The organism is Sphingomonas oleivorans, from assembly GCF_003050615.1.
GTDB lineage: Bacteria > Pseudomonadota > Alphaproteobacteria > Sphingomonadales > Sphingomonadaceae > Sphingomonas_H > Sphingomonas_H oleivorans.
This window is the reverse complement of the sequence record NZ_NWBU01000004.1, coordinates 608324-621415: the sequence shown is the minus strand read 5'-3', so window position 1 is coordinate 621415 and position 13092 is coordinate 608324. Positions and strand designations below refer to the sequence as shown.

At 62.7% G+C, this 13092-nt stretch carries 10 protein-coding genes; 9 read left to right on the top strand and 1 reads right to left on the bottom strand.

Translation table 11 applies throughout. The features are described 5' to 3' along the window. The first annotated feature begins 1 nt into the window (after window position 1). Together CLG96_RS03175 and CLG96_RS03170 are read left to right on the top strand one after the other, a co-directional pair. Window positions 2-682, top strand: a complete 681-nt coding sequence (locus CLG96_RS03175; RefSeq protein WP_107966379.1) for a hypothetical protein — start codon at window positions 2-4, stop codon at window positions 680-682. Beyond that, on the top strand, window positions 682-2106 hold the full coding sequence (locus CLG96_RS03170; protein ID WP_107966378.1) for an O-antigen ligase family protein: 1425 nt from the start codon (window positions 682-684) through the stop codon (window positions 2104-2106). Before CLG96_RS03175 ends, CLG96_RS03170 begins: the two co-directional genes overlap by 1 nt. Before the next feature lies 1 nt (window position 2107). Here the strand turns inward: CLG96_RS03170 and CLG96_RS03165 are convergent, their stop codons facing one another. Next, window positions 2108-4108 carry an acyltransferase family protein gene (locus CLG96_RS03165; protein ID WP_107966377.1) on the bottom strand — a complete coding sequence of 667 codons (2001 nt, stop codon included), beginning with the start codon at window positions 4106-4108 and terminating at the stop codon, window positions 2108-2110. Between the two features lie 386 nt (window positions 4109-4494). On the opposite strand from CLG96_RS03165, the gene CLG96_RS03160 reads away from it, so the two are divergent. The 7 genes from CLG96_RS03160 to CLG96_RS03130 all read left to right on the top strand — a co-directional run bounded on the left by CLG96_RS03160 (window position 4495) and on the right by CLG96_RS03130 (window position 13074). Beyond that, window positions 4495-5451 carry a glycosyltransferase family 2 protein gene (locus CLG96_RS03160; RefSeq protein ID WP_165799503.1) on the top strand — a complete coding sequence of 319 codons (957 nt, stop codon included), beginning with the start codon at window positions 4495-4497 and terminating at the stop codon, window positions 5449-5451. Next, the gene (locus tag CLG96_RS03155; protein WP_165799502.1) at window positions 5448-6602 is read left to right on the top strand and encodes a glycosyltransferase family 4 protein; all 1155 of its coding nucleotides are present in this window, start codon (window positions 5448-5450) and stop codon (window positions 6600-6602) included. Before CLG96_RS03160 ends, CLG96_RS03155 begins: the two co-directional genes overlap by 4 nt. Next, window positions 6599-7795, top strand: coding sequence for a glycosyltransferase (locus tag CLG96_RS03150; RefSeq protein WP_165799501.1), 1197 nt, complete (start codon window positions 6599-6601; stop codon window positions 7793-7795). Before CLG96_RS03155 ends, CLG96_RS03150 begins: the two co-directional genes overlap by 4 nt. A 261-nt stretch (window positions 7796-8056) precedes the next feature. Next, window positions 8057-9196 (top strand): polysaccharide pyruvyl transferase family protein, encoded by a 1140-nt coding sequence (locus CLG96_RS03145; RefSeq protein WP_107966373.1) that lies wholly within the window; start codon window positions 8057-8059, stop codon window positions 9194-9196. A gap of 168 nt (window positions 9197-9364) precedes the next feature. Continuing rightward, complete coding sequence (locus CLG96_RS03140) at window positions 9365-10690, top strand: lipopolysaccharide biosynthesis protein (protein ID WP_133175326.1); 1326 nt, start codon at window positions 9365-9367, stop codon at window positions 10688-10690. Window positions 10691-10897: 207 nt separating this feature from the next. Beyond that, a complete protein-coding gene (locus CLG96_RS03135; RefSeq protein WP_107966371.1) occupies window positions 10898-11908 on the top strand; it encodes an NAD-dependent epimerase in 1011 nt (336 codons plus the stop codon). Window positions 11909-11910: 2 nt separating this feature from the next. Continuing rightward, window positions 11911-13074 (top strand): glycosyltransferase, encoded by a 1164-nt coding sequence (locus tag CLG96_RS03130; RefSeq protein WP_107966370.1) that lies wholly within the window; start codon window positions 11911-11913, stop codon window positions 13072-13074. The last annotated feature ends 18 nt before the right edge of the window (window positions 13075-13092 follow it).

Here is a 13092-nt window from a genome sequence, read left to right as displayed (position 1 = left end):
GATGCGCCTCGCGCCAATCTTGATTGCCCTCATTCCGGCCATTCTGCTTTTGTCGCTGTCGCTTCCTTCGTTCATCGCCGCATGCACCGCGCTTTCGGCGGATACGACGCTCGCGCAGATCCAGGAACGGCAATCGCCATCGCGCGATGCATTGCTCGATGCGGCGCGCGCCAATCAGCGCGCGGCAGCGTTCTTCGAATCCGCCCGCTACCGGACGAATGCGGCGATCGCCCTGTTCGAATTGACGTCGAGCCAGAGACGATCGGCCGGGGATGTGGCGGATGTCGAACGGCTGCTGCGTGATGCCTTGGCCGCGGCGCCGGCCTCACCCTATAATTGGGCGCGCCTCGCCGCGCTGCGGCTGGCCGCGAACGACAAGCGAGGCGCGCAGCAGGCCTGGCAGATGTCGGTGCTTACTGGGCGCTATGTCCCCGGGCTGATGAACGCGCGGCTCGAACTCGGCTTTCGCATGTTCCCCATCGTTGATCCCGAGCTTGCCGAGTTGCTCGCGGATCAGGTGCGGCTGAGCATGCGGAATAGCCGATCGGGTGTGGCGAAGGTCGCGCGCGCGAATGCAGCCGAGCCCTTCATCCGCGCGGCCTTGTGGTCCGAACCCGAATTGTCTCGAAATTTCGAGAGCGCTTATGCCAAGCTCGTCGCCAAGCGAAAGGCCGGGCTTTGATGATACGTGCGCCGTGGATCGCGCTGCTCCTGACGTTGAGCCTCCTGGCTTTGCCGTTCGGCGGCTATCGTCCCTGGGCCTGGAGCCTCGCGGGGTTGGTCATCGCTCTGCTCCTTCTCGGTTGGGCGTGGCTTGCGGCGGCGAGACGCGTGCCTATCGTCTGGCGGGGCATGTTGTGGCCAGCCGTGATCGGTTATTTCGTCGTGGTCATCTGGGTGCTGCTTCAGGCGATCACCACGCCGGTGCAGGGCTGGGCGCATCCGCTCTGGACGATCGCGGGCACCGCGCTCGGCAGGCCGCTCGCGGCTAGCGTTACCATCGCGCCGCAGGACGGGCTCGCTTCACTGATCCGGCTCCTGACCTTTGGCGGCATATTCTGGCTCGCCTTGCAGTTCGGGCGGGACAGGGATCGCGCATTTCAACTGCTGCGCTGGATCGGCATTTCCTCGGGTGCCTATGCGCTATACGGTCTTATCAACTATATCGCTGGCAACAGGCTGCTGCTCTGGTATGAGCGTTGGGCCTATCTGGACGATGTGACGGGCACCTTCGTCAATCGCAACAGCTATGCCACCTTCGCTGGCCTCGGGCTGCTTACGGTCTTTGCCCTGACCATCCATCTGTTTCGGCGGAACTGGCGATATGCCGATCCGTCGCTCAGCCGCATCGGACGTTTCTTCGAAGCGCTGCGCGGCGCGCCTGCTCTGTTCGGAACGCTCCTGATCGTGATCGCCATGGCTTGGCTGCAAAGTCATTCGCGTATGGGTTTTGCGGCGACCGCGATCGGATTACTGACGCTGATCCTCGTGGGACGCGCGATCGTGACGCTGCGGGCGCGACTGATTGCGCTTATCATCTCGCTGCTCGCGGCTCTGCCACTTGTCGGCTCCAGTGGCGACGGCCTGCTTGATCGGCTCGAGGGGACGGACGGAATCGATCGTCTGCCGCTGTTTGAACTGACCAGGCGCATGATCGACAGCGCGCCATGGACGGGGCAGGGCTATGGCGGATTTGCGAGCCTCCTGCCCCTCTATCGCGACATGACATTGCCGGGTCGTCAGACCTTCACGCTCGCGCATAACAGCTATTTGGAGCTTGCCGCTGAACTCGGCCTGCCAGCGGCGGCGATGCTGGCTGCGGTCATCGTCTGGCTTGCGCTCCTCTGCCTTGTCGGCGCCTATCGGCGCAACCGTGACAGCGTCTTTCCCTCGCTCGCCTTCGCCGCTTCGGTCCTCGTCGGAGTCCATGCGCTTACTGATTTCAGCATTCAGATTCCGGCGGTGGGATGCCTCTATGCGGCACTTCTCGGCGTCGGCAATGCGCAGGCTTGGACAGGCGGAGCCTCTGCCGGCTCATCGGCGGCCGCCGATATGGTCAGCAGGCTTCGCTTCCTGCTGCCACTCAAGAGCAGCACCGCCAAATAGGCTACCAATGGGCGGGGCGGACCCGCCCATCCGCCTGCGCCGGGGCGTCGAGCGTCAGCCGCTCCTGCGCAGGCGGATGGGACATCGTCAAAGCCGCCTCGAAGGCGGGGATCAAAGCCCTGGCTGCCGCCGTCGACAGGTGATTATTGTCGCGATAGGCAAGCTGCCCGCCGATCAGCCCCGAGCACCCCCCGGCCCCGCACAGCAGATTGGTAATGTCCATTACGTCGACATTCGCATGCTGTGCCAGATCGGCCATGATCGGACGATAGGAAGCCTCCATGGCATGAAAATCCGCCAACGGAACGGAAGGCGCATAATCATAGCCGAACAGCGCGGCGCGGGCGGCCGGATTTGCGCCGAACGTCATCGACATGGCCGGCGCGGTCATGAAAATGAAATGACGATCAGGATAGGCGTTGACGAGTGCAGTGAGACCCTGGCTCGTGCCGTCACGGCCGCTCAGTCGTCGCCCTTGAGCATTATAATATTCGGTGCTGTCCACGGCCTGATGCCAGTAGATCACGACAAGAACGGTCCGGATGCTCGGCCGTTCTTCTAGGACGCGGACCAACTGCTTGTGCATCCAGGCATATTTGGCTTGCTCGCCATGCTTCAGGAAGCCCGGCATCGGGCGATAGCCCGAATCGCTGAGTTGGACGCCCGACAGGCCCTTGCGGGCCGCTGCCTCGAACACGCTGCCTGCAACCGCGCCGGCATGACTGTCGCCGACCAGTAGGAAGCTGGGTGCGCGGCCGGAGGCTCCCCTGATGCACAGCTTTTCCGCCGTTATCTGCTTCAGGAAGGCTTGATGGCAGCTGCGGTCAGCATCCAGATAGCTTTTTTCGTCGGCTATGCGCAGCACTTGCTCCGGCATACGCCCGGGAAAGCCCTGCGCCAGCGAGATGGATCCGCCGAAGATGACCGCGGCGATCATTGAGGCGAAGCCGAAGGTAAAGATTCTCGCCCGTGTCCAGCCGCCGCCGGGATGGCGGAACGGCTGCTCGACGAATCGCCAGGACAGATAGGCGAGGACGAAGGTGAGGGTGAGGACGAGCAGTACCACCGGCGTCGCGAGGGGATCGATGCTTAGATATTTGGCGAAGACGATCAGCGGCCAATGCCAGAGATAGAGCGAGAAGGAGATCAGGCCGATGAATCGGGCCGGCGGCGAGCCCAGGATGCGTTGGGCGAGCCCGTCCTTCAGATGCTGGCCGGAATGGATGATCAGCACCGCGCCGAGGCAGGGTGGCAGCGCCGCAAGGCCCGGAAAGATCGTCTTGCTGTCATAGGTGAAGACGGCGATGGCGATGAGCGCCAGCCCAGCCATGCCGCAGGCCTCCGCAGCCGGACGGGAGCGGAGCGGCGGCACGATACCGAGCGCCAGGATCGAGCCGAGCAACAATTCCCACGCACGCGTCGGCAGCAGATAGAAAGCCGCGACGGGCACCCTGTCAGCCGCCCAGATGCTGAGCGCGAAGGAGGTCAGCGCGACAGCGATAATCGTTCCAGACAGGAAGCGCCGCGAGCCATAGCGATAGGCCAGGATCAGGAAGAGCGGGAAGAAGAGATAGAATTGCTCCTCGACCGAGAGCGACCAGGTATGGAGCAGTGGCTTCATTTCCGCCGGCGCATCGAAATAATCGGCCTGGTCCCAGAACAGGATGTTTGAGACGGATAGGGTTGCAGCCCAGACGCTTCCGCCATAGCCGGCGAGGTCATCGGGCAGGAAGATAAGTAGGGCGACGATGCTTGTCGCAAGCATCATGCAGAACAGAGCGGGAAATATACGTCGGATGCGGCGTTCGTAGAATTTTACGATCGAGAACTGCCCTGTCTCGGCGTCACTCTTCAATATCGCGGTGATGAGGTAGCCCGAGATCACGAAGAAGACATCGACGCCGACATAACCACCCGAGAAGACTCGGAATCCGATATGGAAAAGGATGACCGAAAGGACGGCGACCGCTCTCAGCCCGTCAATATCGCTCCGATACTTCATGGATTCTCCCGCCCTACAGTGAAACAGCGCTGATTCCGTATCATTGTCCTCCGGGCGACATCGGCTGGCGAACGGGCGTCCGATCCGGCCGGATGTTTCCGCGGCGAATTTTTGGCAATGATTGGCCGGATAGCCATGCTCTACGTCGTCAAACGTATCGCCTGCCCCCGGCCTTGCCGATCTCCCCCTCGACTATCTTAGCATAATGATTGCGCGATTGTTAATATCTGACCAGCCCCCTTCAACATGACGAGTTCATTTCATTTTCTGTCTGGAACGGATTCGTTCTTCGTCTATCGCCTCGGGCTGTAGGAAGCGTCTTGTCGGCAATAGTTTATTCGCCTACGTCTGGCGAACACACCATGTTCGGGCGGGGAAGTTTCGGCATGACGTGCTCGGTCATCATGACCTGTTACAATGAAGGACCTTATATCGAGGCGGCAGTGCGCTCCGTTCTCGATCAGACTCGCGCCGATGTGATCGACCGGATCGTCATCGCCGACGACGGCTCTGCGCCCGATACGATCGCCGTTTTGCACGCGATCGAGGCGCTCGACCCCAGGATCGAGGTGATCTACGGCGAGGGCGGGCTCGGCCTTCCCGGCAACCGTAATCTCGCCGCGACGCGCTGCACCTCTCCCTATCTGGCGATTCTCGATGGTGACGATCTCTGGACGCCCGACAAGCTGGAGAAGCAGTTGCCGCTGCTTGATCGCGATGCAGGGGTCGGTCTCGTCTATGCCGATTATTATACTTTCCCGAATCAGGATCTGAGCGCCGCGCGCGCGGCCGGCGTGCTCGACATTACGCGCAACACGGATCTGACATTGACCTATTTCCTGAACGATCCGCCGATCATCCCTTCGACAATCCTGCTGCGACGCGATGCATTTGAGGCGGCGGGGCGATTCGATGCGGCGGTCCGCGTGTTCGAGGATACTGATTTCTATCTGCGTCTGTCGCGCGTCTGCCGGTTCGCGCTCGTGGATGCGCCGCTGCTCTACAAGCGCAACCGGACGACGAGCATCACCGGCGGGCGAAAGGATCTGATGGCACATCACGCCTATGTCGCATTCAAGTTCGCGGCGGAGGAGACGCGGCTGCTGCCGATCGTGCCGCGCCGCCTGGCCGAGCGGGCCCGCAAGCTCGGCAACTATAAATTCCTCGCCGGCGACCGGGAGGGCGCGGTCGCGCATCTCCGGCTGGCGACCAAGCTCGATGCGTGGAACATTCGCGCCTGGACGTCATGGGTGGTGGCGTCCTTCCTCGCGGGGCCGGCCAATTTGCTGCTGAAGCCGCTTCTTTCCGCCCGCCGTGCCGCGATCGGGAGCGGCAACGCATGAGCGCGTCGGTGGCCCGGCGCGAGGCGATCATATTGTCCTGCGAATATCCGCCCTTTCCGGGGGGCACGGGTTCCTATGCGGGCAATCTCGTGGAGCAGCTCCGCGCGGCCGGCGTGCGGACCACTGCGATCGTGCCCGATTATCCCGATCTGCCGCAGCGGCCGGCGCCGGACACGCATCGCATATTGCGCCATCACAAGATTGCGCCGGCGACCGCGCTCAAGGTGCTGCGGCTGCTGATGGCCTCGCCGCGCAGTGCCGTGTTTCTGGCGGCCGATATCCGCTCGGTGCTGCTGGCCTCGCTCTTCTCGCGGCTGACGGGGCGACCCTATCGCGTGATGGTGCATGGCAGCGAGGCGATCAAGTTCAAGCGCAAGTCGCTGATGCGTACGATCGTGCGTGCGGCCTATTGCCGGAGCGAGATGGTCTCGACCAATTCGGCCGCTACCCTGGCCATTTTCGAGGATAGTTTCGGCCATGTCCCGCAGGGCAAGGTCAATTATCTGGGGGTGGACGAGGCCTGGTTCGCGCCGCCGCCCGAGACGTTCGAGAATGTCGCTCTGGCCGCCTTGCCGCAGGATGCGCGGATCGTCGTGACGGTCGGCCGGATCGAGGATCGCAAGGGGCAGCTCGAAACCGTGCAGCTGCTCGCGGATGCGCAGGCACGGCATGGCGTCGAGGGGCTGGTCTATATCGTTGCCGGGCGGGTCGAGAGCGATGATTATGCGGATCAGGTGAAAGCGGCGGCGGCGGCGGCGGGTGTCCGGCTGATCCTCACCGGCCGGCTTTCCGACGAGGATATCAGGCTGCTCTACAAGCGGGCGCTGGCCCATATCCTCTGCGCTCGGCCGTTGCCCACCAAGATAGAGGGATTCGGTCTCGTCCTGGTGGAGGCGGGCGCGCAGCATTGTCCGTCGATCGCCAGCCATGTCGGCGGTATTCCCGAAGTGGTGGGCGAGGATAGCCCGCTGCTCTTTGCGCCCGAGGCGCTTGGCGCGATGGCGGATGCGGTGGCCGCGCTTGCGCGCGATCCCGCATGGCGCGCGGAGCTCGGCGCGGCCGCCTTTGCCCGCGCCCGCGGCTTCAATTGGCGCGCCTGCGCCGAGGGCACCTTCCCCGAGCTTCTCGCGCCAGCCGGAGCCGGGCAATGAGCGCGCGGGTCGCCGAGGCCGAGGAGGCGAGCCGCAAGCTGATTCTCGTTGTGGCCGCTTATTTTCCGGACAGCTATGGCGGCGCCGAGCGGCAGGCCAAGATCCTCGCCGAGGCGCTGGGGCGCCAGGGGGTGGACGTCACTATCGTGGCGCCGACCATATGGACGGATACGGTCCTTTCCGAACCGGCCGCCTTCGGTCGGATCGAACGTATCCGGGTGAAGCATTATCCCAATTATGGCGGGCGCCGCATCGCCTCCCTGTTCCGCTGGACGTCCGAATTCTACCGCCGCTATGGCGGCGAGGCGTTTCGCGGCGTGCCCGTCTATGCCTTCCATGCGCGGCTTCATGCGCTGGCGCCGGCGCTGGTCGCCTCGCGTCTCGATTCGCCGCTGCTGATCAAGCTCGGCGGCGGGGGCGAGGCGTCGGATTTCATCGCCCTCGACGAGAAGCGATATTTTTACGGCGCCTGGGTGAAGCGGCTGTTGCTTCGCCGGGTGGACATATTCGTCGCTAACGGCATCCAGATCGAGAAGGATCTGGCCGCGCTCGGTGTGTCCACCGAGCGGATCGCGGCCTTTCCCAACGGCGTGCAACTGCCACCGCTCGACGAGGTGAAAGAAGCGATAGGCACGCGCAACGGCGACCGCTTCGTCTTCACCGGCCGCATGATATCCGACAAGAATGTCGCGATGCTTTACGAGGGAGCGGAGGGACTTGCCCTGGCCGGGCGCAGCTTCACATTCGCCTTTGTGGGCGACGGGGCCGAGCGCGAGACGCTGAGCGCCCGGGCAGAAGCGGCCGGCGTCGCCGGACAATTCGAATTTCCGGGTTTCGCGAGCGACGTCTATCCGCATCTGATGCCGAGCGACTTCTTCATGTCGGCGTCGTTGCGCGAGGGACAGTCCAATTCGCTGCTCGAAGCCATGTCGGCCGGCTGCATCCCGATTCTCTTTGCGGCGAGCGGCGTCGAGGATGTGGTGCGCGATGGAGAGACCGGCTTTGTCGTTCGCGACATCAGCGCCGCAGGGTTGCGTGAGGCGATGGTGCGGGCGCTCGATCTTTCCGTGGAGAAGCGCATGGCCATGGCGCGCGCTGCCCGCCGTTTCGCCGAGGATCGGGTGGGCATCGATGCCACGGCGACGCGCACCATCGCCGCGCTCGACAAGGCGCGCGAGCGGCGCGGGCGATGATATTCGGCAAGATGCGAATGGTCGGGCGGCGGCCTTGCGGCCATGGTTTCCATGACATTCGCGTTACCGGTATCAGTTCCCGTTCGTCATGAATCGGCGGGGCGCTTTTGTTTCGCTTAGCTCCGGTTTTTCCATCTGGACTTTTTCTGCAAATTGGCCGCACTCTGCGCGCGGGCACAATGGGGATACGCTCTCTGCCGAACTCGGCAAATGAGTGAAAGATCTGGCAATTCGTATTCAGCCTGAAGTCGAGGAACGATCATGACAGTAATCGCCTTGCAAGGCGCTCTCAATGTCGACAATTTCGGCGATGTGCTTCTTGGTCGCATTTTTGCGGACTGGGTGCGGAGCAGTGGTTGCGAGGTCGTCGCGCCGTTCGCCTCGCAAAGCGTTTATCCGCAGATGCTGCTCGACAAGCCGGGCTCCTTTTCGGATGCCGATGCGCTTCTCTATATCGGTGGCGGCTATTTCGGGGAGCCGTCACGCTCCTTCCTCGGACGATGGCGCTGGGGCTTCAGGATGATGCGCAACCATCTGAAGCCGGCGCCGGGCTTCCTCCTGTCGCGGAAACCGGTCGGTGTGATTGGTGTCGGGTGCGGCCAGATCTCGAACATCCCGGCGCGTATCGCTGCGACCACGCTCTGCAAGATGGCGCGCGTGGTCGCGGTGCGCGATGATGAGAGCCATGCCTTCCTCAAGGCGAACGGTGTTTCTCGGACTATCAAGGTTACCGCGGATGCGGCCGTCTCGCTCTGGGATGCCGAAATGAGCGCGGAGACGCAGGCCGCGCTTGAGCGGACGCGCGGTCTGGCGGATGGCCGCCCGATCGTCTCGCTCCACCTCGATCAGCAGAGCGCCAGCACCGAACAATGGGCCTATATGCTGGGCACGTTGCGCGAATGGGTCGAGCGGAACGGCTATTATGTGCTGATGATCACCGACCAGCGCAACACGCCCGTAGTGAAGCAGCAGCTCGAGGAAGCGCAGAAGTTCATCGTGGACCTGCCTTTCGCGAGTGTCTACAGATATGGCGGGGTGGACGATCTGTTCGGAGTGCTTTCGGCATCCGATCTCATCATCACCACCAAGCTGCATGTCGGGATTGTCGGGTCGACGCGTCGGCGACCGGTCCTTTCCATCGCCACCCATCCCAAGACGGCCCGTTTCTTCCGGCAGATCGGTGCTTCGGATCGATGCCTGCCGCTCTGGGATTGGACGCCCGAAAGCGTCCAGCAGGCGCTGAAGTCCGTCGAGGGGCTGGTCGGGCAGGAAGTCCAGGTGCCGACGCGGGTCATCGAAATGGCGCGCGAGAACAGGAAGATTGTGATGGATTTCCTGACTTCGGTTGGAGGCAAAGCGAGCAAGGCGTCGGCCGATTTTGCCGGGGCCACGAATCCCTAGGCGGGGCGCTTCCTTCCCCTCCATTTTATAAGATAACAGAACAATATCGGTCGGACTGGAGATGATGCCCGTATGCGCATGAGCCATGGTGGGTGAGTAACGGGACATCAGGTGGTGACTGACCGTATCCAGGCGTCTGACGCCGCTTACGTCGCCGGAAGCGGCAAGATGGCGAAGTCGCTGAAGCGGCATTCGACCTTCATCAGGGATCTCGTCACCTATGGCGTCGGCCAGGTGGCGCTCAAGGGGCTGGATGTCGTCTCCTTCGCGATCCTGGTGAACAGCCTCGATCCGGCGGGACTGGGCTTCGTCGGCACGATGATCATGCTCGGCTTCCTCATCACTGATATGTTCACGCTGGGCGTGCCGCGGATCGGTGTGCCGCGCTATGTTGGCGATGATCCCGATTCCAGCGACACCATTCGAGCGACTGGGACGGCCTTCTGTCTGATCTATACGGCGGTCGGTGCCGCGATCCTGCTGCTGATGCCGGGATCGTTCCTGGATCGTATCGGCCTCGGCCTGTCGACCACCGCATTTCAGCTCTACACCTTCTCCTTCGTCATCCGGGCTCTGGTCTATATGGAGCTCGAAATATTGCGCATGCAGCAGAAATCGATGGCGCAATCGATATTGGAGGCGCTGCCCAGTGCGCTGAATCTGCTGTTCCTGGTCCTGCTATTGCCTTTCGCGCGCGACAAGCTGGTGATTTCGGGTCTGTGTCAGCTTCTCGGATGGGCGCCGCTCTTCCTGTGGTTCTCCTTCACCTCGCTCAGGCGATATGGGGTGAAGATGGACCGGATGGGCGAAATCATGCGCTATTCGGTGCCGCTCGTCGTTCATCGCTCCATGTCCGAGCTCAACAATATGGGCGGACGATGGATCGTCCTGTTCACCTTCGGGCTGGCGGCAACGGGTGCCTATACTTTCCTGTCGCGCCTTGGCGAGCTTCTCAAGATGGCGCTGATGCCGATCCAGAAGGCATGGTTTCCGGCGCTGCTTCGTTGCGCGCGCAATGGCGACGATCGCGCCGCGGGCCAGATGGCGATGATCTACATGGCCTGCTCGACGGCCGCCTTTGTGGGGCTGGTCCTGCTGCATCGGCCGATCGCCCATCTGATCGATCAGGAGGGCGCCTATGTCGATTATTATTCGGCGATCATCCCGGTCGCGGTCGCGGGATGGCTGACATCCTATTATTGGATCCTGGGCGTGGGCTTCTTCGTCGCCAAGCGATCGGCGATGATCATCCCCCTGACCAGCCTGTCCGCGGCGATCTGCCTTGTCCTGAGCTATGTCTTCGCCAGGCTGGGTGGGGTCACCGCGGTGCCCTATGCCTCGGTCTGCGGAAGCGCTGTCTTCGCTCTGTCGACGCAATATTTCGGCCGCCGCTACTTCACGATCCATTATCGTCCGACATGGATCATGGTCTGGGCCACATTGATAGGCGGGTCTCTGATCGCCTATCTGGTCGATCATTTCGTCGCCTTGTGATGATATATGGCAGGTAGATTTTGTGCGTCGCATCATCGATAATTTGGGTGCCAGGTCAGTCCGATCCGCGATTTGCTTCGTTCATCGGCTGGAAAAGCTTGACGGCTCAAATGTGATTGTGAATTGAAATAGGTTCTGAAGATCGCTCCCTGCTGCGATGCGGCATGGGTGGTCGGCAGCCCAAGCTGGATATTGGGGGCTTCATCGATGCGATTTCTGATTACCGGTACGGCGGGATTCATCGGCTTCCATCTGGCAAAGCGCCTGCTCGACGATGGGCATTTCGTTGTCGGGTTCGACGGGATGACGCCTTATTATGACGTCGGCCTGAAGGAGGCGCGCCACGCTATACTGGCGCGATCGAACGGCTTCCGTCCGGTAATCGGCATGCTGGAGGATCAGGCAGCGCTGACGAAGGCGGCGGAGCTTGCCGAGCCCGAGGTGATCGTCCATCTCGCCGCGCAGGCGGGCGTGCGCTACAGCCTCGAAAATCCTAAGGCCTATGTCGACGCCAATCTCGTCGGCTCGTGGAACGTGCTGGAAATCGCCAAGGCGGTGAAGCCCGCCCATCTGCTGCTCGCCTCCACCTCGTCGGTCTATGGGGCCAATCCGGTGGTGCCGTTCGCCGAAAGCGACAAGGCGGACGAGCCGATGACGCTCTATGCCGCCAGCAAGAAGGCGATGGAGGTGATGGCGCATAGCTATGCCCATCTCTACGGCATTCCGACGACGGCCTTTCGCTTCTTCACCGTCTACGGGCCTTGGGGTCGGCCGGACATGGCGCTGTTCAAGTTCGTCGATGCGATCGAAAAGGGACGGCCGATCGAGATTTACGGCGAAGGCCAGATGAGCCGCGACTTCACCTATATCGCGGATCTGGTGGAAGGTATCATCCGGCTGATCGGAGTGGTGCCCGCCGAGGAGAATCGGGTGACGCAGCCCGATGTGATCGACACGCTCTCCGCTCATGCGCCGTTTCGCGTCGTCAATATCGGCGGGGGGCAACCGATCGGCCTGATGGAGTTTGTCGAGACGGTCGAGGCCGCGGTCGGCAAGCCCGCGGTCCGCAAGATGCTGCCGATGCAGCCGGGCGACGTACCGCGCACCTATGCGGCGGCGGGGCTGCTCGAGGCGCTCACCGGCTATAGGCCGGCGACGAGCGTGGAGGATGGCGTCAAGGCCTTCGTCGACTGGTATTATCGCGAAAAGGCCGCCTGATCATGGGGCGGCCGCTGACCATCGTCCATGTCATCACGCGTCTTCTTCGCGCCGGGGCGGAGGAGAATACGTGGAGCAGTTGCGTTCATCAGGCGCGGTCCGGTCATCGCGTCCATCTGTTCTACGGCGCCGAATCCAATCCAGACTATTATGAGCGCCAGGGCACGGATGTTCGCCTCCAGCTGATTCCCTCGCTCGTCCGGCCGATCCATCCGCTGAAGGATGTCCAGGCCTATGGCGAATTGCGCAAGGCCTTTGCTGCGCTCCGGCCCGACATCGTCCATACCCATACCAGCAAGGCCGGGATTGTCGGCCGGCAGGCGGCGCGCGCCGTGAAGGTGCCGCATATCGTCCATGGCGTGCACATGCTGCCTTTCAGCAATGTCGGTGCGGTCGAGCGTTTCGTCTATCTCGCCGCCGAACATGCCGTGGCGCCCGGCACCGATCTGTTCGTCCATGTCAGCCATGGCACGAAACAGGCCTATGAGACCGCCTCGATCGGACGGAAGGTGCCGCATCGCGTAGTGCGTTCCGGAATGGAGATCGGCAAATTCCGGGATGCGCCCTGGCCGGATGATTGGCGCGACATGCTCCGTATCGGCCCGGATGAGGAAAAACCGAGCGTGATCCTGATGCTGGCGGCGCTCGAGCCGCGCAAGCGCCATATCGATTTCCTCGAAGGCTTCGCAGCCGCGACCCGCCCGGGCGAGCCCATTCGCCTGATCTTCGCTGGCGACGGTCCGGATCGGGAGGCCGTCCATCAGAAGGTCGCGGATCTGGGGCTGGCCGATCGTGTTGTCCTGCTGGGCTATTATCCCACGCCCGAACGGGTCGTCGCCTTGTCCGACATCGGCGTCCTGGCCTCGCTGCGCGAGGGGCTGCCGCGTGTCGTGGTGCAATATCTGGGCGGGGGCAAGCCCGCGGTGGTCAGTCCGGTCGAAGCGATCGAGGAGATCGTCCAGCATGGCGTGAACGGCCGGATCGTGCCATCTCCGGATGCGGCCGAGGTCGCCCGGGTGGCGGTCGATCTGATTCGCGATCGGTCTGAACTGGCGCGCCTGTCCGCGGGCGCGGCGGTATCGCCCGTCGACGAATGGTCCTTTCCGGCCATGTTCGCGGCGCTCGATGCAAGTTATGAGAGCTTGCCCGTACCCGCCCGGCGCTGACGGCCGCCGGCGTCGGGG

Excerpts from the sequence above, each read along its gene's own strand:
- CLG96_RS03160 (WP_165799503.1), top strand. The coding sequence starts at position 4,495 with ATGACGTGCTCGGTCATCATGACCTGTTACAATGAAGGACCTTATATC.
- CLG96_RS03170 (WP_107966378.1), top strand. The coding sequence starts at position 682 with ATGATACGTGCGCCGTGGATCGCGCTGCTCCTGACGTTGAGCCTCCTG.
- CLG96_RS03135 (WP_107966371.1), top strand. The coding sequence starts at position 10,898 with ATGCGATTTCTGATTACCGGTACGGCGGGATTCATCGGCTTCCATCTG.
- CLG96_RS03140 (WP_133175326.1), top strand. The coding sequence starts at position 9,365 with ATGGCGAAGTCGCTGAAGCGGCATTCGACCTTCATCAGGGATCTCGTC.
- CLG96_RS03165 (WP_107966377.1), bottom strand. The coding sequence starts at position 4,108 with ATGAAGTATCGGAGCGATATTGACGGGCTGAGAGCGGTCGCCGTCCTT.
- CLG96_RS03130 (WP_107966370.1), top strand. The coding sequence starts at position 11,911 with ATGGGGCGGCCGCTGACCATCGTCCATGTCATCACGCGTCTTCTTCGC.
- CLG96_RS03150 (WP_165799501.1), top strand. The coding sequence starts at position 6,599 with ATGAGCGCGCGGGTCGCCGAGGCCGAGGAGGCGAGCCGCAAGCTGATT.
- CLG96_RS03175 (WP_107966379.1), top strand. The coding sequence starts at position 2 with ATGCGCCTCGCGCCAATCTTGATTGCCCTCATTCCGGCCATTCTGCTT.
- CLG96_RS03155 (WP_165799502.1), top strand. The coding sequence starts at position 5,448 with ATGAGCGCGTCGGTGGCCCGGCGCGAGGCGATCATATTGTCCTGCGAA.
- CLG96_RS03145 (WP_107966373.1), top strand. The coding sequence starts at position 8,057 with ATGACAGTAATCGCCTTGCAAGGCGCTCTCAATGTCGACAATTTCGGC.